At 30.8% G+C, this 20,280-nt stretch carries 22 protein-coding genes, 1 tRNA gene and 1 pseudogene; 14 read left to right on the forward strand and 10 right to left on the reverse strand.

Features of this window, described 5'->3' with window-relative positions; translation table 11 throughout:
- The first annotated feature begins 44 nt into the window (after positions 1-44).
- Both H0I29_RS07485 and H0I29_RS07490 read left to right on the forward strand, forming a co-directional pair.
- On the forward strand, positions 45-1,697 hold the full coding sequence (locus H0I29_RS07485) for a trypsin-like peptidase domain-containing protein (protein WP_218732202.1): 1,653 nt from the start codon (positions 45-47) through the stop codon (positions 1,695-1,697).
- Between the two features lie 129 nt (positions 1,698-1,826).
- A complete protein-coding gene (locus H0I29_RS07490) occupies positions 1,827-3,797 on the forward strand; it encodes a protein-disulfide reductase DsbD (RefSeq protein WP_218732203.1) in 1,971 nt (656 codons plus the stop codon).
- Positions 3,798-3,869: 72 nt separating this feature from the next.
- Here H0I29_RS07490 and H0I29_RS07495 read toward each other — a convergent pair.
- Positions 3,870-3,951: transfer RNA gene (locus H0I29_RS07495), tRNA-Leu, on the reverse strand.
- A 125-nt stretch (positions 3,952-4,076) separates the two neighbouring features.
- On the opposite strand from H0I29_RS07495, the gene H0I29_RS07500 reads away from it, so the two are divergent.
- The 4 genes from H0I29_RS07500 (at position 4,077) to H0I29_RS07515 (ending at position 6,818) form a co-directional block, all read left to right on the forward strand.
- Positions 4,077-5,018, forward strand: coding sequence for a ribose-phosphate pyrophosphokinase (locus tag H0I29_RS07500; RefSeq protein ID WP_218732215.1), 942 nt, complete (start codon positions 4,077-4,079; stop codon positions 5,016-5,018).
- Positions 5,019-5,037: 19 nt separating this feature from the next.
- On the forward strand, positions 5,038-5,640 hold the full coding sequence (locus H0I29_RS07505; protein WP_218754957.1) for a 50S ribosomal protein L25/general stress protein Ctc: 603 nt from the start codon (positions 5,038-5,040) through the stop codon (positions 5,638-5,640).
- A gap of 114 nt (positions 5,641-5,754) precedes the next feature.
- Positions 5,755-6,384: an aminoacyl-tRNA hydrolase gene (gene pth / locus H0I29_RS07510; RefSeq protein WP_254712718.1), complete on the forward strand. Its 630-nt coding sequence runs from the start codon at positions 5,755-5,757 to the stop codon at positions 6,382-6,384.
- 158 nt (positions 6,385-6,542) lie between these two features.
- A complete protein-coding gene (locus H0I29_RS07515) occupies positions 6,543-6,818 on the forward strand; it encodes a hypothetical protein (RefSeq protein WP_218754958.1) in 276 nt (91 codons plus the stop codon).
- A gap of 245 nt (positions 6,819-7,063) precedes the next feature.
- Here the strand turns inward: H0I29_RS07515 and H0I29_RS07520 are convergent, their stop codons facing one another.
- From H0I29_RS07520 to H0I29_RS07555, 8 genes and pseudogenes are all read right to left on the reverse strand, one after another.
- Complete coding sequence (locus tag H0I29_RS07520) at positions 7,064-7,513, reverse strand: 6-carboxytetrahydropterin synthase (protein ID WP_218732218.1); 450 nt, start codon at positions 7,511-7,513, stop codon at positions 7,064-7,066.
- 204 nt (positions 7,514-7,717) lie between these two features.
- A complete protein-coding gene (locus H0I29_RS07525; RefSeq protein ID WP_218754959.1) occupies positions 7,718-9,217 on the reverse strand; it encodes a GH3 auxin-responsive promoter family protein in 1,500 nt (499 codons plus the stop codon).
- On the reverse strand, positions 9,217-10,083 hold the full coding sequence (locus H0I29_RS07530; protein ID WP_218732220.1) for a M23 family metallopeptidase: 867 nt from the start codon (positions 10,081-10,083) through the stop codon (positions 9,217-9,219). Before H0I29_RS07530 ends, H0I29_RS07525 begins: the two co-directional genes overlap by 1 nt.
- Before the next feature lie 84 nt (positions 10,084-10,167).
- Complete coding sequence (nadD, locus tag H0I29_RS07535) at positions 10,168-10,752, reverse strand: nicotinate (nicotinamide) nucleotide adenylyltransferase (protein WP_218754960.1); 585 nt, start codon at positions 10,750-10,752, stop codon at positions 10,168-10,170.
- Between the two features lie 130 nt (positions 10,753-10,882).
- Positions 10,883-11,464, reverse strand: coding sequence for a guanylate kinase (gmk, locus tag H0I29_RS07540; RefSeq protein ID WP_218732222.1), 582 nt, complete (start codon positions 11,462-11,464; stop codon positions 10,883-10,885).
- Between the two features lie 93 nt (positions 11,465-11,557).
- A complete protein-coding gene (locus tag H0I29_RS07545; protein WP_218755206.1) occupies positions 11,558-12,412 on the reverse strand; it encodes a YicC family protein in 855 nt (284 codons plus the stop codon).
- Between the two features lie 195 nt (positions 12,413-12,607).
- Positions 12,608-13,495: a DMT family transporter gene (locus H0I29_RS07550; protein ID WP_218755207.1), complete on the reverse strand. Its 888-nt coding sequence runs from the start codon at positions 13,493-13,495 to the stop codon at positions 12,608-12,610.
- A 123-nt stretch (positions 13,496-13,618) separates the two neighbouring features.
- Positions 13,619-13,753 (reverse strand): annotated as a pseudogene (locus tag H0I29_RS07555) (peptidoglycan-binding protein LysM); the annotation flags it as partial.
- 65 nt (positions 13,754-13,818) lie between these two features.
- On the opposite strand from H0I29_RS07555, the gene upp reads away from it, so the two are divergent.
- A complete protein-coding gene (gene upp / locus H0I29_RS07560) occupies positions 13,819-14,472 on the forward strand; it encodes a uracil phosphoribosyltransferase (RefSeq protein WP_218732223.1) in 654 nt (217 codons plus the stop codon).
- Here the strand turns inward: upp and H0I29_RS18345 are convergent.
- The gene (locus H0I29_RS18345; RefSeq protein WP_254712719.1) at positions 14,467-15,396 is read right to left on the reverse strand and encodes a DUF6427 family protein; all 930 of its coding nucleotides are present in this window, start codon (positions 15,394-15,396) and stop codon (positions 14,467-14,469) included. The two genes, upp and H0I29_RS18345, sit on opposite strands and share 6 nt — an antisense overlap.
- Positions 15,397-15,437: 41 nt before the next feature.
- On the opposite strand from H0I29_RS18345, the gene H0I29_RS07570 reads away from it, so the two are divergent.
- The 7 genes from H0I29_RS07570 to H0I29_RS07600 all read left to right on the forward strand — a co-directional run bounded on the left by H0I29_RS07570 (position 15,438) and on the right by H0I29_RS07600 (position 20,166).
- On the forward strand, positions 15,438-15,659 hold the full coding sequence (locus tag H0I29_RS07570) for a hypothetical protein (RefSeq protein WP_218732225.1): 222 nt from the start codon (positions 15,438-15,440) through the stop codon (positions 15,657-15,659).
- A 9-nt stretch (positions 15,660-15,668) separates the two neighbouring features.
- Positions 15,669-16,340 (forward strand): tRNA (guanosine(46)-N7)-methyltransferase TrmB, encoded by a 672-nt coding sequence (trmB, locus tag H0I29_RS07575; protein ID WP_218754962.1) that lies wholly within the window; start codon positions 15,669-15,671, stop codon positions 16,338-16,340.
- Positions 16,341-16,574: 234 nt separating this feature from the next.
- Positions 16,575-16,907, forward strand: a complete 333-nt coding sequence (locus H0I29_RS07580) for an MGMT family protein (RefSeq protein ID WP_218754963.1) — start codon at positions 16,575-16,577, stop codon at positions 16,905-16,907.
- 150 nt (positions 16,908-17,057) lie between these two features.
- Positions 17,058-18,197, forward strand: coding sequence for an Mrp/NBP35 family ATP-binding protein (locus H0I29_RS07585; protein ID WP_218754964.1), 1,140 nt, complete (start codon positions 17,058-17,060; stop codon positions 18,195-18,197).
- 4 nt (positions 18,198-18,201) lie between these two features.
- A complete protein-coding gene (locus H0I29_RS07590; protein ID WP_165734354.1) occupies positions 18,202-18,438 on the forward strand; it encodes a NifU family protein in 237 nt (78 codons plus the stop codon).
- A 236-nt stretch (positions 18,439-18,674) separates the two neighbouring features.
- Complete coding sequence (locus H0I29_RS07595; protein WP_218732230.1) at positions 18,675-19,730, forward strand: NAD(P)/FAD-dependent oxidoreductase; 1,056 nt, start codon at positions 18,675-18,677, stop codon at positions 19,728-19,730.
- A gap of 115 nt (positions 19,731-19,845) precedes the next feature.
- Positions 19,846-20,166, forward strand: a complete 321-nt coding sequence (locus H0I29_RS07600; protein ID WP_218754965.1) for a hypothetical protein — start codon at positions 19,846-19,848, stop codon at positions 20,164-20,166.
- Positions 20,167-20,280 lie beyond the last annotated feature (114 nt).

The raw sequence follows: 20,280 nt of genomic DNA on the forward strand, positions 1-20,280 counted from the left end.
AAAGCCATTATGGATAGTATTAATATAATAGGGTAATCAATAAAATGAAGCATAGAACAAATATTTTTGTCATTATAAAAACTAGTATTCTTTTCATTTTTCTTTTTTTAAGTCAAATAAATCTAAATGCACAGAAAAAGAATGAAAAACTAGATGAATTAGAGAGTCAAATTCAGAAAACATATAAAAAAGTATTAAAAAGCACAGTTTCTATAAATAATAATGCAACAGGTGTTTTAGTTTCTGAGGATGGATATATCTTAACAGCAGCACACGTTGTTTTAGGTGTAAGAAAAGAACAGAGTAGTATTACTATGAGTGATGGCTCTACATATAATGCGATCCATTTAGGTAAAGATGTAAAGGGAGATTATGCACTTATGAAAATAGTAGAGAAAGGAACGTGGGAATATTTAGGGTTAGGGTCATCTTCAGATTTAGGAAATGATGAAGCATGTTTAATGTTTGGACATTCTAAGGGATATAGATCCGATAGACCAGCTTTAATGCGAATAGGTTTTTATAAAGGAACGAAAGCATTGGGATACCTAAAAACAAGTTGTATTATGATGCCTGGCGATTCAGGTGGGCCTTTGGTAGATTTAAATGGTAAAGTAATAGGTGTTTGTAGTCATATTGATCGCTCAATAGAAAAAAATTTTTATGCCCCTATTGATCCTGTAAAAGAAAATTGGACAAAGTTAATTAACGGAGAAACGTTTAATGAAAGAGCGCCTAAAGACCCTCAATTCCCTAAAGATAATGAAACGATCTCTGCGTCTAAGATAAGTAGCCCATTTTCTTTAAATGGAGGTAAAACAGCTGTAATTAATAGTATTTCCAAATCAGCAAAAAACCTACATAAATCAGTTGTAAAGATAAAAAGTCTTGTAGATAACACCGAGATAGAAACGTACGGAACTATTATAAATTCCGAAGGTTATATCGTAGCGAAAGCATCTGAGTTAAGTAAAGAAAATTTAAGCTGTGAGCAGTATAATGGTGTAATTAGTGCAGCAACCGTGGTTGGTATAGATACTTCTAATGATCTGGCAGTGATTAAAATATCTTCAAAAAATTTAATAGCTATTAATATTCCTAAAAAAGTAGATACTAGTGTGGGGAAATTAATAGGGTCAGCAAGTTTTAAGAAAGATATCAAGTATTCAGGAGTTATTAGTGCCTCAGTAAGACAGGTGTTACCAGCGATTGCTTCTCAAGGGTTTTTGGGAGCGTCAGTAACATTTTCAAATAAAATTTTAGTGCTTTATGATAATGGAGCAGCAAAGTTAGCAGGGTTAAAAAGAGGGGATATCATTATTAAATTGGATGGCACAAAGATAGAAAGTAGTAGCGATCGTATTTCATTTTTAGCAACAACTCAAGTAAATCAAAAAGTAAAGGTAACTTTTTTAAGAGAAGGAGAAGAAAAGGAAGTCGAAGTTACTTTGTTAAAGGAGAACGAAAAAAGAATACGAAATAGACATATTGGTTATGATCTTGATACAAGCGATCGAAAGTATGATTTTACTCAAGTATTTACTCACGATATGCCTATAGAGATTTATGAAACAGGAACACCTGTAGTAGATGTAAATGGAGATGTTATCGGGATAAATATAGCTAAAGAAAATAGAACGAGTTCTTTTGCAATTCCTTTAAATGTTGTTTTAAAAACAGTAAAAGATATAAAATAATAAAAATACATTCTAATATTTTAATTTCCTTTCATAACACTTTATTTTTATAAATTATTTGAATTAGTTTAAGAGTGTAATAGGAAAAAAGGCTATTTAATTATAGCCTTTTTTAAACAAATAATAAAAATGAAACATAGATTACTTTTTTTTACATGTCTTTTAACTTGGTGTTTTAATGCACAAGTTCTAGATCCCATAAAATGGACAACGTCAGTAGAGAAAATATCAGATACTGAATACAATCTAATTGCTACTTCAAATATAGATGTCGGTTGGCATTTATATTCACAAACAGTACCAGAAGGCGGTCCAATTGCGACAACCTTTACCTACGATAATTCAGAAGAGACTTTCACTTTAAACGACAATACAGTTGAGGAAGAAGGTCATACCATTCAGGATCCTGTGTTTGAAATGGAGATTAAGTTTTTTGAAAGACAAGCGAAATTTATTCAAAATGTAACCGTTTCAAAAGAAACAGCAACAATCTCTGGATTTGTGGAATTTATGGTGTGCGACGATACCCGTTGTTTACCTCCAACAGAAGTTGATTTAGAATTTCAGTTGAGTGAAGAATCAGGCATAGAGACCAAAACTAAAAGCGATATAACTCTAACAACAACTGTCGATAAAATTACTAATACCACAGATGATTCATCATCTAACAAAGGACTTTGGTCTATCTTTTTTATTGCGTTTTTATCTGGATTTGCAGCCTTATTAACACCTTGTGTTTTTCCAATGATTCCCATGACGGTTAGTTTCTTCACTAAACAAAGTAAAAACAAAGCTTCAGGAATTAAAAATGCTATTATTTATGGTATTTGCATTATCGTTATTTATTTACTGTTAGGTGTTGCCGTAACAGGAATATTTGGAGCCGATGCACTTAACGCACTGGCGACCAATGTATGGTTTAATATCATTTTCTTTATTCTTTTAGTTGTTTTTGCAATGTCTTTTTTAGGAGCTTTTGAAATTATGCTACCAAATTCATGGGCTAATAAAGTAGATTCACAAGCAGATCGCGGTGGATTAGTTGGGATATTCTTTATGGCATTAGCTTTGGCTATTGTCTCTTTCTCATGTACAGGTCCTATAGTTGGAACTTTATTAGTAGAAGCGGCATCTAAAGGAGGCTTAGCGCCAATAATTGGAATGTTCGGGTTTTCATTAGCTATTGCTTTACCATTTGCGTTGTTTGCAGCCTTCCCTGGATGGTTAAATTCCTTACCAAAATCTGGAGGATGGTTAAACACTGTAAAAGTAGTTTTAGGATTTTTAGAATTGGCTTTAGCATTTAAATTTTTAAGTCAAGCCGATTTAGTATTACAACTTCACATTTTAGAAAGAGAAGTGTTTATCGCGATTTGGATTGCCATTTTTGGAACTTTAGCTTTCTATTTATTTGGTAAAATTAAATTACCTCACGATTCGCCTTTGTCGCATATTTCAGTAGGGCGATTAAGCTTAGGACTTATTGTTTTAACTTTTACCATTTACATGATTCCAGGACTTTGGGGTGCGCCATTAAATATTATTAGTGCCTTCCCTCCACCACAAGATTATAGCGAATCGCCTTATGGTGTTGGTTTTTCTAAATTAGGATCAGGAGGCAAAGCATCGGCTCACGGCGAATTGCCTGAAGGCGCACACTTGTTAGCACCACATGATATTATGGCGTTCAATGATTACGACACCGGATTAGCTTATGCTAAAAAGGTTGGTAAACCCGTTATGTTAGATTTTACAGGTTGGGCTTGTGTGAATTGTAGAAAAATGGAACAAAACATTTGGCCAGATCCGAGTGTGTTAAACATCTTAAAAGAAGATGTGGTTTTAATTTCTTTATATGTTGATGATAAACGAAAACTTGAAGATGATGAGATTGTAGATTCTCAACTGAAACCAGGAAAAAAGTTAAAGTACATCGGCCAAAAGTGGAGCGAAATGCAAACCATAAAGTACAAGTCTAACTCGCAACCTTTTTATGTAATTATTGACCATAACGAAGAGAAATTAGTAGACCCTGTGGGTTATGTTCCAGATGTAGAAGATTATCATACATGGTTAGAAGAAGGGATTAATAATTTTTAAAATAAAATTAAAAGAAGTAATTTATATAGAAAATAAAAAAAACCTCAACTTATAAAAGTTGAGGTTTTTTTGTACTCAAGGTGGGAATCGAACCCACACTCCCGAAAGAACTGGATTTTGAATCCAGCGCGTCTACCAATTCCGCCACTTGAGCAAGTATTAATAAGATTGCAAATGTATAAAATTATTTTATTTTAAAGTCTATAAATAAATTTCAAAGTCAATAAATAAATTCTACTTTTGTACACTTACAACAACACAACAAAAAAAAACAACTAAATGCCTACAAATCAGTTAGCCCCAAAACTTTTTGCCTGCAGACAAAGCACAGTTTTGGCAGAGAAAATTGCAAAAGAATACAATACAACCTTAGGAAAAGTTAAAACAACTTACTTTAGTGACGGAGAATTTCAGCCAGCATTTGAAGAATCTGTTCGTGGAAGACGTGTTTTTATTATTGGTTCTACATTTCCGAATGCAGATAATTTAATGGAAATGTTGTTAATGTGTGATGCAGCAAAAAGAGCATCAGCAAGACACATTACAGCAGTTATGCCGTATTTTGGTTGGGCTAGACAAGATAGAAAAGATCAACCTAGAGTTGCTATTGGAGCAAAATTAGTTGCAAAGCTTTTAGAATCTGCTGGAGCAACTAGAATTATGACGATGGATTTACATGCAGACCAAATTCAAGGGTTTTTCGAAAAACCAGTAGACCACTTGTTTGCTTCTACTATTTTTATGCCTTACATTAATAGCTTAAAATTAGATAATTTAACAATTGCATCTCCAGATATGGGAGGTTCTAAAAGAGCGTATGCGTATTCTAAGCACATGCAATGTGATGTTGTTATTTGTTATAAACAACGTATTAAAGCCAATCAAATTGGTCATATGGAGTTAATTGGAGACGTTAAAGGTAGAAATGTAATCTTAGTAGATGACATGATTGATACTGGGGGAACGTTAGCACATGCAGCAAATTTAATGATGGAAAGAGGCGCATTAAGTGTAAGAGCAATTTGTACACATCCAATCCTTTCTGGTGGCGCTTATGATAAAATAGAAAACTCAGGATTAACAGAATTGATTGTTTCAGACACTATTCCGTTAAAAAAGGAGACATCTAAAATAAAAGTGGTATCTTGCGCGCCATTATTTGCGGATGTTATGCATAAAGTGCAAGACAATACTTCAATTAGTGGACAATTTTTAATGTAAATAAATAATACAAAAAGTAATGAAATCAATTTCAATTAAAGGATCAAAAAGAGAAAGCGTAGGTAAAGTAGCTACTAAAGCCTTACGTAATGCTGGTATGGTTCCTTGCGTTATATACGGAGGAGAAAACCCAATACATTTTTCAGCAGAAGAAAAAGCGTTTAAAAAGTTGGTATTCACTCCAAATGTGTATACAGCAAGTTTAGATATTGATGGACAAAAAATACCAGCAATTTTACAAGACATTCAGTTTCACCCGGTAACAGACAAAATTATTCATGTAGATTTTTATCAATTATTTGATGATAAAGAAATTACAATGAAGATTCCTGTACAATTAACTGGAACTTCTCCAGGGGTATTAAATGGTGGTTCTTTACGTTTTACAAACCGTAAATTAAGAGTAAAAGCTTTACCTGCTAACTTACCAGATTTTGTATCTGCAGATATTTCTAAATTAAAAATTGGAAATAAATTAACAGTAACATCATTAGCAACTGAAGGATATACATTTATGCACCCAGACAATACAGTTGTTGTTCAAGTAAGAACATCTCGTAATGCTACTGTTTCTGCAGACGATGAAGATGAAGAAGAAGCTACAGAAGCTGCTGCAGAATAAATTATTTTGCACACATAAATTACAAAAAGCGTTACAAATCTGTAGCGCTTTTTTTTGCGCTTATAATTATAGTTAGGCAATCTAAATTTATTTAATTCTTCTTATTTTTGAAGAATGAATTTTACAAACTTTTTTTCTGAAATATTTGGTATTAAAGTTGAATCTAAAGAAGAGTTGATGAAGAAATTTTTAATTGTTGGATTAGGGAATATTGGTGAACAATACACAAATACGCGTCATAATATTGGGTTTAAAATTTTAGATGAGGTTGCAGAAGAGCACAGTGCTACTTTTGAAACTGAAAAGCTTGGAGATGTAGCTAACTTCCGATTTAAAGGAAGAACGTTTGTTTTGCTTAAACCAAGTACTTTTATGAATTTAAGTGGTAAAGCTGTAAAATATTGGATGGATAAAGAAAATATATCTGTAGAAAATATTTTAGTAGTTACAGATGATGTAAATATAGATTTTGGAGTAATTCGTGTAAAAGCAAAAGGATCTGCAGGCGGACATAACGGATTAAAAGATATTCAAGAAAAATTAAATACCCAGCAATATGCTCGTTTTAGATTTGGAGTAGGTGGTAATTATGGTAGAGGTAGACAGGTAGATTATGTACTTGGTGAGTGGAAAAAAGAAGAAACCAGCGAATTAATAGAGCGTTTACCAACATCTGCTAAAGTAATTACTTCTTTTGGTACCGCAGGTTTAAATAATACCATGAATACTTTTAATGGTAAGTAATATTTTCTTTATTGAGTTAAAACTTTATTTGTATTACTTTATTATTAGTTGAACCCAATTTTTAAATAATGAAAGAACTAATATTTTAAATTAATTCTAACGAAGAAATTTGGTGACTTTTTGATAAGGAATTGAATGTAATTTTTACTCACAAGTTTGTGCCAAACGAAGTCATTGAGTGGTGGAAAACGGATTTAAAAACTCAAAGCGGAACTGAATTCAAAAACTTATCTGCTCGACAAATGGAAATGGATGTTCAGGCTGACCTAAACGGATTGAAAAAAATACTCGAACTGAACACAAGACAATTAAGAATATATCAATTAGATAAACCAATTTCAGACACGCTAGAAATTGATAGATTACCTGAAAATAATCGAAAACAAATTTTAAAACAAAACAGATTAAAATACTTTTTTTTAGTAATTTGTTGATATATAGTTGTCTAAAATAACATGTTTCAAATATTTTTTTAAGACGCAACCTTTTAAAGGTATTACCATCTTTAGTATTTAAGTTTAAAAACAAATTATAAAATGAAAACTTCAATTAAATTTTTATCAGTCTAATTTATTACAGCAATTCTTGTAACGTCATGTAGTGAATTAAATTTACTAAAGTAGAAAGAGCCAATATTATAAATTAATATTGGCTCTTTTTTAGTATAAAATTAAAGTATTTAATTTTCACTAGCATACCATTCCGCAAAGCTAGAATCTGTTTCTTGTAACTTTATAGCGTGTAATTTGATGTTTTTTGGCAACCTATTTTTAATTTTTTCGGCAAAATCAATCACCATCATTTCGCTTGTTGGTTGGTAGTCTACCAACAAAACATGATGTCCTCTATCCATTAATTCTTTAGCCAAATCTACATGAGGTGTGTTTTTATTAAACACAGTTGCATGGTCAAAAATATCTACAATTTCTTCGTTAACTATTTTTTTTAGGTCACCAAAGTCAATTACCATTCCAAATTTTACATTGTTATTGTCCTCAATTGGTTTTCCAGAAACTGTTACAGAAAGTTTGTAAGAATGTCCGTGAACATTCTTGCATTTACCGTCATAACCATATAAAGCGTGCCCTGTTTCAAAGCTAAATTGTTTTGTAATTCTAATTGTACTCATTTGTGTTTTTTATTAGTTTGTCATTTCGAAATGAAGAACAATTTAGAAATATAATTCATTTAAGATTTCTTTTCATTCGTTGTTCGAAAGGATAAAGCATTCTAATTATCTTCTGTTTCTAAACTTGTTGTAAAAGTATACAATAACCAAAGCTATTGCCAATCCTAAAAATAAAAAATCTCCTCCCATATTGTGTGTATTTTGTTACTCTTTAATTATAAAATTATTTAAAACATCTGCAATTTTTCTGTTATCAGATAATTGCGGAATCTTATTTTGTCCTCCAAATTTACCAATAGATTTCATATATTCATGAAAACCACCTTTTTTTACTTTTCTAACTATTAAAGGGCGTAAAACTTTTCCTTCAATTAAATCGATATAATAAATATTTTGAGCCTGCATAGATGCATCAATTTTAGAAGCAAATTCCTCTAGGTTTTCTGGTTCATTTTCAAATTCTATAAACCATTCATGATACGGTAATCCACTATCTGGACTTACTTGCGGTGCTACTGTAAACTCACTAATATTTATGTTGGTGCCTTTAATAGAATCGTTTAAAGCTTTTTCTACTTCTTTACCAATAACGTGTTCGCCAAAGGCGGATATAAAATGTTTTATTCTACCGGTAACTTTTATTCGATAAGGTTTTGTTGATGTAAACTCGACAGTATCACCAATATTATAACCCCAAAGACCCGCTGTTGTGTTTAAAATGATGGCATAATTAACACCCATTTTTACATCCTTTAAAGAAATTCTTGTTGGATTTTCATTAAAAAATTCATCCGCAGGAATAAACTCGTAAAACATACCAGAATCTAATTGCAACAACATTCCTTTTTCTGTCTGAGAATCTTGATACGCAATAAAGCCTTCCGATGCTGGATACAATTCTATATAATCGATTTTTTTACCAATTAAACTTTCAAACTTATTCTTATAAGGCTCAAAGTTAACACCTCCATAAATAAAGAAATTAAAATTAGGGAACAGTTCTGAAACTGATTTCCCAGTTTTTTCAATCAGTTTTTCAAAATACATTTGTACCCAAGAAGGAATTCCGCTAATTACAGACATGTCTTCATTAATGGTTTCTTCTACAATGGCATTTACTTTGGTGTCCCAATCTTCTATACAGTTGGTTTCCCAACTTGGTAACCTATTTTTTAGTAAGTATTGAGGTACATAATGCGCTACAATTCCGCTTAATCTACCCAACTTTACACCGTTTTTATCATTTAAAACAGGACTTCCTTGTAAGAAGATCATTTTTCCATCCACAAAACTTGCATCGTTTTTTTCTTTGATATAAAATAACAAGGCATTTCTAGCTGCCTTAATATGTGTAGGCATAGAATCTTTGGTGATCGGTATATATTTTGCGCCAGATGTTGTGCCAGAAGTTTTGGCAAAGTATAATGGTTTACCTGTCCAAAGTACATCAGATTCTCCGGCTACAATTCTATCTACGTAAGGTCTTAAACCTTCGTAATCTGTAACTTTAACTTGTTTTTTAAAATCTTCATAATTAGAAATAGTATCAAAATTATGACCTTTTCCAAAAGCGGTTTTACTTCCTTTAGAAATTAAGTTTTTAAAAACTTTTTCTTGTGTTTTATGTGGGGTATTCGCCCATTTATAAACTTTTTTTGTTGCAATTTTAGCAAACGGAATCGCAAAAAATGATTTAATGCTCATTATTTAAAATCTATAAAATTTGTTGGGTTTACGGCATAACCACCGCTCCAAAGTTCAAAATGTAAATGTGGTCCTGTAGTTAATTCTCCAGTAGATCCTATGGTGGCAATTACTTCACCAGATTTTACAAAGTCTCCTTGTTCTTTTAATAAGTTTCCGTTATGTTTATAAACAGAAATATAATCTTTAGCATGTTTTAAAATGATAACGTAGCCTGTTTCTGTGGTCCATCCAGAAAAAATAACAGTACCATCTGCAGTTGCTTTAATTGGTGTTCCGCTTTTTGCGGTAATATCTACAGCAAAGTGTTTAGAAGTGGCATCAAAAATTTGAGATATTGTACCGTTTAAAGGGGCAAAAAAGACCACCTTAACATTGCTTTTTGCATTTTGTTCGATAGAAAATAGCGTTTCACTTTCTACCTTTTCTCTAAATAAAGAATCTTCTTTTGTGGCAGCTAATTCACTCTCGTCTATAAAACGATGTCTTGCTTCTGCCTGTATAGAATCTATACTTTCTGGTTGAATTTCTCCTGTTAATACAGGTCTTAATGCTTTTGTGTAGTTTTCTAAAACTGCTAATTTAATTTTTAAAGAATCTGCTTCAAAAGTTAAATTTGCTGCCTTTCTTTTTAAAGCAGTAGAAGAGTAGCCTGGTATATATTCTTTTAAAGGGGTAAATGCAATTAATAAAATGGTACTAGCTATTAATAATATAGAAAAAAAACCACCCAAAACATATACATTTAATCTTGATAGTTTTAATGAAAAACGTTCTTCAAAAGTGTCTTCATTTAAAACAACCAACCTGTATTTATCAGTTAGTTTTTGTTTAAGTTTTCCCTTTTTTTTATCTTTTTTAGCCACAAATATTTATTTGATGTTTAACAAATATACAACGAAACGCTCATAGAGTATATTATGTGTAAGAGCGATATAAATATATTTTAATTATGAATTGTAAAAGTTCATTTCATCTATGTATTCCCAAACCTCTTTAGGTAGTAATGGTTGCGTATTTTTTTTATTCTTTATAGCCTTTCTTATCATGGTAGAAGATATTTGCACAATAGGAGCTTCTACTTTATGAATTTTAGCATGATTTTTAAATTGATCATTCATAGTACCATCAGCAATTCTAGGATACACATAAATGTGATGATGTTCTAAAATAGTTTCATAATTTTTCCATTTATGTAAACTTTTTAGGTTGTCTTCCCCCATAATTAAACAGAATTCTTTGTTAGGGTACATGTCAGAGACGTGTGCTAACGTATGAACGGTATAATTAGGTTGCGGTAAATGAAACTCAATATCTGAAGGTTTAATTTTTTGGTAATTTGCGGTTGCTCTATATATCATTTCAAAACGCTCATGATTATCTAGCAAAGAGCTTTTCTTCTTAAACGGATTGTGAGGTGTAACAACCATCCATATTTCATCTAAATCTGAATTTTCCACCATGTGATTGGCAATAATTAAATGCCCAATATGCATTGGGTTAAACGTGCCAAAATATAAACCTATTTTACTCATATTCTTTTTAAAGATTTTAGATTCAAGAAGTAAGATTGTTTTATGTTTAATAAAATTACTTTTTCTTTATTCTCTATTTAATCTTGACTCTTGTTTCTTTTTACCTCTGTTTCCTTTTCAGTCTTGTCTCTTAGTTCAATTCTAAAAAATTACTCATTAAATCTTCTGCTTCTTGCAAAGCATCTTCTAAAATGTAGTTTTTTATAATTTTATCAAACTGCGGTGCGGTTGCTAATTCTACAGAAGCTTTTGCAATACGCATGTTTATTTTGTCTTCACTTTCTGTAGAACGTTTTTTTAAACGGATTTTTAACTCATCTACACTTGGTGGTTTTACAAAAACAGACAATGTTTCGTTTGGATATTTCTTTTTAATACGCAATCCGCCAACTACATCAATATCAAAAATAACATGTTTTTTTAAGGCCCAAATACGCTCAATTTCACTTTTTAAAGTTCCGTAGAAGTTATCTCTGTAAACTTCTTCCCATTCTAAAAATTCATCGCCTTTAATTTTATTTTTAAACTCTTTTAGGTCGATAAAATAATAGTCTTCACCATCTTTTTCTTCTCCTCTTGGTGCTCTAGAAGTAGCAGAAATAGAAAACTCTAGGTTAAATCTTTCTTGCTTTAATAAATGACGTACAATGGTTGTTTTACCTGAACCAGAAGGTGCAGAAAAGACGAATAATTTTCCTTTAAAATCTGACATATATTTTATTATTTGTCATGCTAAACTTGCTTTAGCATCTTGTAATTAGAATATTGTAATAGTTCCTTGGTTTTATAAACCTTGCAGAAAAGCTTACAATACGTTTAAAATTTGTTCTTTAATTTGTTCTAGCTCGTTTTTCATTTGAATCACAGCTTTTTGCATTGGTGCAAAATTAGCTTTAGAACCAGTGGTGTTTATTTCTCGTCCCATTTCTTGAACAATAAATCCTAATTTTTTACCGTTAGAATCTTCAGACTCCATTGTTTGTAAGAAATAATCTAAGTGATTTGCTAAACGAACTTTCTCTTCATTGATATCTAATTTTTCTAGATAGTAAATCAATTCTTGTTCAAAACGATTTTCATCAGTATCTACTTTTAAATCGTCAATAGCCTTTTTTAAACGTGTTTTTACGTTTTCTACTCTATCTCCATCTAAAGCTTTTACTTCTTCTAGATAGGTTTTAATATTAGCAATTCTTTCTTTAAAATCTATTTCTAAAGAAGCTGCTTCATCAATTCTATATTGTACAATATCTTTAATAGCAATATCTACACTTTCGTTGATAAGGTTCCATTCGTTTTCATCTAACTCTTCACGTTCTGTTTTTAAAGCGTCTGGCATTCTTACTGCCATTTTCAATAATTCAACATCATCAGAAGTTCCGGTTTGTACAACATTTCTTAGTTGTTGCATGTATTCCTTTACCACTCCGTGATTAATAGTTGTAGAAGTTTCATCTGCAGTCATTTCTACAAAAATTGAAAAATCTACTTTACCACGAACCAAAGCGCTGGCTAGTTTTTTACGAACTGCTAATTCTTTCTCTTTATAATAAGAAGGAATGCGAACGTTTAAATCGAGGTTTTTACTGTTTAAAGATTTAATTTCTATGGTTACTTTTTTAGTAGGTAATTGTAATACAGACTTGCCATAACCAGTCATAGATTGAATCATAAAATCAACATTTTAGATGAGGGGCAAATATAGTTTTTATTTCACAGAATTTTTAAGGGAATGCACTTGTAAATCATTGAAAATGATAAAGACACATATTATACAGATTCGTACTAATTTTTATGCAGATGAATTTTATTAATTTGAACGAACGAAGCCTGTTTTATTGGTTTTAATTAGCATCTATTTTTCTACTTGTCTGGTTACTAAATATACACCGCAAAAAATAAGTATTGTTGCGCCAATTTTTATAAGGTTTAAAGAGTCACTACCAACTATAAGAGCGTAAATAGTTGCAATTACAGGTTGTAAATAAATAAAAACACTAACCGTTGTTGGTTTTAATTTTGATAAACCATATAAATTAAAAAGATAGGTAATACAAGTGGTAAAGACAATTACAAAGCCAATATTCCAATAAATATTAGGGGGTATTGCTTGCCAAGCAACTTCTGTTAATTCTCGGTATCCAAAAGGAACTGTAAAAAGCAATCCAATTAAATACAGCCATTTAACAAATACAATTGGATGGTATTTTGAAATCAAATTTTTAGAGATTACTAAATACAATCCATAAGAAGCTGCGTTAACAAATACCAAAAAGTTGCCCCAATTACTATTTGTTGCATTTGTGTTAGATGAATTACCATACATAATAAGTAAAATAGTACCGACTAAACCAATAATTACTCCTAATATTTTTTGTTTTCCGATAGCTTTTCGTAATAATAGGCTAGAAAAAATTAACACCATAATTGGTGAAGTTACCATCATTACAGATGCGCTAATAGGTGTTGTTAAATTTAATCCTTTAAAAAAGGAAAGCATATTTAAACCAACACCAAAAAAGGAAGCCAATACAATATTTTTATAATCTGATTTATCTATTTTCTGTGATTTAACAAAAAATCCTAGAATCCAAAAAATTAATGTTGCACCCATTACTCGTATTGCTATAAAGCCAAAAGGTTTTACATAAGTAGGCATCACCTCTTTAGCAATAGTGTAATTAAGTCCATAAATTACGGTAGCTATAGAAACTGCAATTAATGCGATTGTTCTTTGATTTATTTTCAAAAAAATAGAATTCTAAAATTAGCTTGCAAAGTTGAGGATAATTTTTAGTTTAAGGCACAAAAAAAGAGTTTCAAATTATATGTTGAAACTCTTCTAATTTGGTTGGTTGATTTTTAATTAGTCTACTAAAGTCGGTATTCTTAATACCTGACCAGGGTATATTTTATCTAGATGCGATAACATGGGTTTGTTTGCTTCAAAAATTACAGGGTATTTCATTGCATTCCCATTTTTTAGTTTTTTGTTAATCTTTTGTGTAGATGCAAGATACAATTTTATACAATTGCTTTACATTTGTTGTTCAAAAATTATTTACAATGATTATTCACCATTTACAAGAAGGAAATTCTATTCTTAATAAATTTATTGCAGAAATTAGAGATGTTAACATTCAGAAAGATTCACTTCGTTTTAGAAGGAATATTGAAAGAATTGGTGAGGTTTTAGGCTATGAATTAAGTAAAAACCTTTCTTATAAAAATGTTTCTATTGAAACTCCTTTAGGTGAAAAAACAGAGCAATTATTTGATAACGATGTTGTTTTATGTTCAATTTTAAGAGCTGGTTTACCTTTGCATCAAGGTGTGTTAAACTATTTTGATGATGCCGAAAATGCTTTTATTTCTGCGTACCGTCATCATCCAAACAATGATGCTAAATCTGAAATTGTAGTAGAGTATTTTGCAGCTCCATCAATTGAAAACAAAACATTATTGTTGTTAGATCCTATGTTAGCAACAGGACAATCTTTAGTGTCTGTTTATGAGGCAATAAAAAAACAAGGAACTCCTGCAGAAATTCATATTTTAGTAGTTATTGCTTCTAAAGAAGGAATCGAGTTTATAAAAGATAAATTTCCAGAAAACACACATTTATGGATCGCAGCAATAGATGATGAGTTAAATAGTAAAGGATATATAGTTCCTGGTTTAGGTGATGCTGGCGATTTAGCTTTTGGGACTAAATTATAGTAAGAAATATGTGATTACTGTACCTATTAAAAGTAATCCAGATAGTATGTTTTTAACAATCATCTTTTCAATTACTTCAAAACCGTTTGCTATAATTATAGATGCAGGAATCAAAAAATAAACAATTTCAGTTCCATTTTTTTCAGTAATCATTAAAGCAAAAACAACTGCGATAATTGTGTTGATAATTAAAACAATCCAACTTTTTTTAAAAGAATTATTTACAGATAATGCTTTCGGCGATTTTAAGAATATAGAACTTAGAGCTAGCAGAAGTACTGTTCCAAAAATCCATAGTGTGGTGTCTTTTGTATAAATAAATACATTATTTATATTATTAAAGGCAAAAAATTGTTGAAACTCTATATTAGAATCATGCCAAAATAAGTACGAAAAATAAACAATTAAGGGAGAAATAAACCCAATAATTGGAGTTAGTAAAGTGTGAAAAGAAACTTTTTTTCTCAATAAAATAGAGGCGTAAATTAGAATGAAAAAAAACAAGGTAAAAGGTTCTAAGATAAAAAGAATACCTAACCAAAAGCCACTATCAAATAATTTCTGAATTAACTTTTTATAGGAACGTAAACTGTATATTTTTCTTAAAAAAAGAAGGTAAATTATTAATGTTAACAGGGCTTTAAGCTCGAGTAGCTTGGGGGTAAAAAGAATACTTGTTAATATAAAAATAAAGAATGCATAAGAGTGGTCAAATGTTAATTTATTTTTAGAGACGATAAAATTGTAGAAGAAAAAAACAATTAAAAAGAGTCCTAAAAAAGAGATGTTTTCCATAGCTTTTAGCCAAGTGAAATTATCTGTTAACAAGTTAGAAAAAACAGTAATTATAAAGAAGCAAAAAAAGAGTCCAAAATAGACTATAAAATTGATTGGTTTAGATTTCTCTAAAAAATTGGCTAGCATCGTTTCTTTTGTTATTTTTGCAGCGTAAAGATAATTAAGTTATGATAGCAAGCAATATTTTTAGATGGATTGGTAGTTTATTTACCGATTTATTATTTACGCCATTCCATTGGTTACGTTTAAGTGTAGCACATGCAGATTTTGGTTGGTGGATTTCTAATGCCGTTAATTGGGGATTTCTATTAGTTCTATTATGTTTATTCGCATATTGGATGGGACAAGCTCTTAAGTTTAAGAGAGAAGGAACAGAAGATAAAGCTTAAAAGAATAATTTGGGAAGCAAAAACAAACTGAAACGTTTCAAGGAAAATGAAACGTTTAATAATGTCATTCAGCCAACTAGAGAAGAAGTTGTAACAGATTTTTCTCATAAAGGTAAATGGCATTCTTTTTTTGGTAACAACAATCCTATTGTTGTAGAGTTGGGGTGTGGTAAAGGAGAGTATACCATTGCTTTGGCTAGAAAAAATCCAAATAAAAATTATATTGGTATCGATATTAAAGGCGCTCGCTTTTGGAGAGGAGCAAAAACTGCAATAGAAGAAAATCTAGATAATGTAGCTTTTGTGAGAACTCAAATAGAGTTGGTCGATTTTATTTTTGCCGAAAATGAAGTTTCAGAAATTTGGATTACGTTCCCAGATCCTCAAATAAAATTTCAGCGTACAAAACATAGAATGACCAATTCTAGTTTTATGAAAAAATACCATCATATTCTTAATGCAGAAGGAATTATGAATCTAAAAACAGATTCTGAATTTATGCATGGTTATACTTTAGGTTTGTTACATGGAGAAGGGCACGAAATTTTATATGCAAACCATACCGTGTATAAAAATGAAGGCGCACCAAAAGAAGTTACAGAAACACAAACTTTTTACGAAAAACAATATTTAGAAGTAGATAAACCTATTACTTATATTAAGTTTCGATTAAAATATTAATTTTTTGTAATTCTGAAAATGAACCTTTTTAGGTGATTGAAGGAGTTATTAGATATAATAAAAAACTAGTATTCATTTTAATGAGTACTAGTTTTTTTTTGAACATTCATTAAAACGCTCTATTGTCATTCCGAAATGAGCCTTTTTAGGCGATTGAGGAATCTCATAACATTACTGTTGATAATGTATACCTTTACCTCTTTAAATTCTCTGTAATAATATTATCTTCACAACGTGAAAGAATCCGATAATTTTTTTGATAAAGTTTACCAAGTAGCTCGTCTAATTCCTTTTGGTAAAGTTACCAGTTACGGAGCAATTGCAACGTATTTAGGAGCAGCAAGATCTGCAAGAATGGTAGGTTGGGCAATGAATAAAGCGCATAATTTAGACGATGTTCCTGCACATAGAGTTGTCAATAGAAAAGGATTGCTTACTGGCAAACATCATTTTGATGGTACAAACCTTATGCAGCAATTACTAGAAAGCGAAGGGATTATTGTAATCGAAAACCAAATTCAAGATTTAGAAAAAGTATTTTGGAATCCTGTGGAAGAGTTGTCTTAGTTTTCTTAAATTATCAAACAATTACAAAAGTATTAGTGCAATTTGTGTCTATAATTTCAACCTATCAATTCATAAATAATCGCAATCTACAAACTTTCTTTTCTGAGCAGTAAGACGTATCTTTGCAAGTAAGATTAAATATAAGAAAACGTGAGTTTTAAGAAACAAGATATATACAAGGCATTAGAAACAATTACCGCTCCCGGAGAAGGTAAAAGTTTAATAGAAAACAATAATGTAACTAACGTTGTTACTTTTGGTAATGAAGTAGAGGTAGATGTTACCATTAGCAACCCAACTTTACAAGCTAAAAAGAAAATTGAAACGGAAATAACCAAGGCAATTCAAACCAATGTTGACGAGCAAATTATTGTAAAAGTTAACGTAAAAGTAGAAAAGCCTGCAGAAAAAGTAAACCCGAATCAAATTAAGGGAAAAGCAATACCTAATATTAAAAATATTATTGCAATTGCATCTGGTAAAGGTGGTGTTGGTAAATCTACAATTACCGCAAATACAGCAATTTCTTTAGCTAAAATGGGCTTTAAAGTAGGTGTTTTAGATGCCGATGTTTACGGTCCGTCACAACACATCATGTTCGATGTAGAAAAAGCAAGACCACTTTCTGTAAATATAGACGGTAGATCTAAAATGGAGCCTGTAGAAAACTATGGTGTAAAATTATTATCATTAGGCTTTTTTACAGATCCAAACCAAGCAGTAATTTGGCGTGGACCAATGGCGTCAAAAGCATTAAATCAATTAATTTTTGATGGTAATTGGGGCGAGTTAGACTTTCTTTTAATCGATTTACCTCCAGGAACAGGAGATGTGCATTTATCAATTGTGCAAGCTTTACCAATTAACGGAGCAGTTGTAGTAAGTACACCACAAAATATTGCGTTGGCAGATGCTAAAAAAGGAGTTGCAATGTTTCAACAAGAAAACATTAATGTACCTGTTTTAGGAATCATTGAAAATATGGCGTATTTTACACCAGAAGAATTGCCAGATAACAAGTATTATATTTTTGGTAAAGACGGTGCTAAAAATTTAGCAGAAGACATTAAAACTAAGTTTTTAGGAGAAATTCCTTTAGTACAAAGTATTAGAGAAGCAGGAGATGTTGGTCATCCGGTAGCTTTACAAAACGGAACTATTTTAGAAAAATCATTTAATGATATTACTAAAGAAATGGTTGCAGAATTATTAAAAAGAAACGCAGACTTACCACCAACAGAAGTTGTTAGAATTACAACAATGAGTGGTTGTAGTTCAGTGAAAAAATAAGCATATGACAGCACAAGAAACATTAAATAATGTAGAAAAAGCGTTAGAAGAAATTCGCCCTTTTTTAATGAGTGATGGAGGCAATATTAAACTTTTATCTATAGAAGATAATATTGTTAATGTTCAACTAGAAGGTGCTTGTACAGGATGTTCTGTAAATCAAATGACCTTAAAAAATGGCGTTGAAGCAACTATAAAAAAGTATGCGCCACAAATTACAGAAGTAATAAATGTTGCGTAAACTGATTTTAATCAGTTTTTACATATTTGAAATACTATAATTTTGGGCGTTACCTAAAGGTCGGGCTTTACATTGTATCTTTTTATTTCAGAAAAGAAATAAAAAGGATGTCATTGCAATCCCTAACGCGCTCATTAGGATAAATAAATAAAGTAGCATTATTATAAAGAACGAAGCAATCAATCTATTTATGTAGAGGTTGCTTCGTTCTTTGTAAAGACAAAATAATAAAAAAAGTGATTACTACAGATATCTTAATTATTGGTGCAGGTCCAACCGGACTTTTTACAGTTTTTGAAGCAGGTTTATTAAAATTACGTTGTCATTTAATAGATGCGTTGCCGCAAGCAGGCGGGCAATGTTCGGAGATTTATCCTAAGAAACCTATTTATGATATTCCTGCATATCCAGAAATTCTAGCAGGCGATTTAACTGATAAATTAATGGAGCAAATTAAACAATTTGAACCAGGTTTTACATTAGGTGAACGCGCAGAAACAATAGATAAGCAAGAAGATGGAACTTTTATAGTAACCACTAACAAAGGTACAAAGCATCATGCAAAAATAGTAGCAATTGCAGGTGGTTTAGGTTCTTTTGAGCCAAGAAAACCGCCAATTCCTAATATTACAGATTTCGAAGATAAAGGAGTAGAATATATTATTCGTGATCCGGAGTTTTATAGAGATAAAAAAGTAGTCATTTCTGGAGGAGGAGATTCTGCATTAGATTGGTCAATATTTTTAACAGATGTAGCTTCTTCTGTAACATTAATTCATAGAAGAAACGAATTTAGAGGTGCTTTAGATTCTGTAGACAAAGTACAAGAGTTAAAAGATGCTGGTAAAATTACCATGATAACACCTGCAGAAGTTAAAGGAATTGAGGGGGCAGATAAAGTAACCGGAGTTTCTGTTGTTAAAAAAGGAGAAGAACCTTTTATCATTGAAGCAGATCATTTTATTCCATTATTTGGTTTGTCTCCAAAACTAGGTCCAATTGCAAATTGGGGATTAGAAATAGAAAAAAATGCTATTAAAGTAAACAACGCTTTAGATTACCAAACCAATATTCCAGGTATTTATGCCATTGGAGATGTAAATACCTATCCAGGAAAATTAAAGTTGATTTTATGTGGTTTTCACGAAGCTACTTTAATGTGTCAGAGTGCGTATCAACGTATTTTTCCAGATAAAAAATATGTAATGAAATACACAACAGTTGGTGGTGTGGAAGGTTTTGACGGATCTAAAAAAGAAGCGCCAAAAGCTGTAGTTAAAAAGATTGAGTAATTAACTTGTAATTCTTAACTTAGTTTTATAATCTTATTATAAAAGACCCTCCAGGTTTTTGAAACCTAAAGGGTCTTTTATTTTTTGTTGTTTATCTTAGTTAAAATTATAAACGATGTATAGCCTTAATATATTACCTTTTTTTCCTTTTTTCGATAGGGTTTTAACTGCATATGATTTATTAATGTTTAGTTTTGGTTCATTTGTAGTAATTTCATTTTTACTCTTTTATTATCAAAAGATTCCAAAAAATAATTCCCCAAAAAGTAAATTAGACCATCCATTATATCAATCAAACGATATTTTACTACAATCTAATAGTACAGATGTTAGTTTTAAAATAGCAGAAAGAAAAACATCTTCTTTGTTTACTGTATTAGCATGTATTTTAATCCTTTTAATAGCATTTACTCCTTTTCAAGATTGTAGTTTTTAATTCTGTAAATCAATCTTCTAACAATCTTTTGTTATATTTGTTGAACAACGAAATCGATTGAGATGTTTTCAGGTTTACTTGCATATCTAAAATTCTTCATAAAACGCAATCCAG

The sequence above is a fragment of the Polaribacter sp. R2A056_3_33 genome (genome assembly GCF_019278485.1).
Classification (GTDB): domain Bacteria; phylum Bacteroidota; class Bacteroidia; order Flavobacteriales; family Flavobacteriaceae; genus Polaribacter.

Coding starts and splice junctions, on each gene's coding strand:
- H0I29_RS07500 (WP_218732215.1), top strand. CDS start 4,077: ATGCCTACAAATCAGTTAGCCCCAAAACTTTTTGCCTGCAGACAAAGC.
- gmk (WP_218732222.1), bottom strand. CDS start 11,464: ATGTCAGATTTTAAAGGAAAATTATTCGTCTTTTCTGCACCTTCTGGT.
- H0I29_RS07520 (WP_218732218.1), bottom strand. CDS start 7,513: ATGAGTACAATTAGAATTACAAAACAATTTAGCTTTGAAACAGGGCAC.
- H0I29_RS07505 (WP_218754957.1), top strand. CDS start 5,038: ATGAAATCAATTTCAATTAAAGGATCAAAAAGAGAAAGCGTAGGTAAA.
- H0I29_RS07545 (WP_218755206.1), bottom strand. CDS start 12,412: ATGACTGGTTATGGCAAGTCTGTATTACAATTACCTACTAAAAAAGTA.
- upp (WP_218732223.1), top strand. CDS start 13,819: ATGATTATTCACCATTTACAAGAAGGAAATTCTATTCTTAATAAATTT.
- nadD (WP_218754960.1), bottom strand. CDS start 10,752: ATGAGTAAAATAGGTTTATATTTTGGCACGTTTAACCCAATGCATATT.
- H0I29_RS07485 (WP_218732202.1), top strand. CDS start 45: ATGAAGCATAGAACAAATATTTTTGTCATTATAAAAACTAGTATTCTT.
- H0I29_RS07490 (WP_218732203.1), top strand. CDS start 1,827: ATGAAACATAGATTACTTTTTTTTACATGTCTTTTAACTTGGTGTTTT.
- H0I29_RS18345 (WP_254712719.1), bottom strand. CDS start 15,396: ATGCTAGCCAATTTTTTAGAGAAATCTAAACCAATCAATTTTATAGTC.
- H0I29_RS07600 (WP_218754965.1), top strand. CDS start 19,846: ATGTATAGCCTTAATATATTACCTTTTTTTCCTTTTTTCGATAGGGTT.
- H0I29_RS07525 (WP_218754959.1), bottom strand. CDS start 9,217: ATGAGCATTAAATCATTTTTTGCGATTCCGTTTGCTAAAATTGCAACA.
- H0I29_RS07590 (WP_165734354.1), top strand. CDS start 18,202: ATGACAGCACAAGAAACATTAAATAATGTAGAAAAAGCGTTAGAAGAA.
- pth (WP_254712718.1), top strand. CDS start 5,755: ATGAATTTTACAAACTTTTTTTCTGAAATATTTGGTATTAAAGTTGAA.
- H0I29_RS07570 (WP_218732225.1), top strand. CDS start 15,438: ATGATAGCAAGCAATATTTTTAGATGGATTGGTAGTTTATTTACCGAT.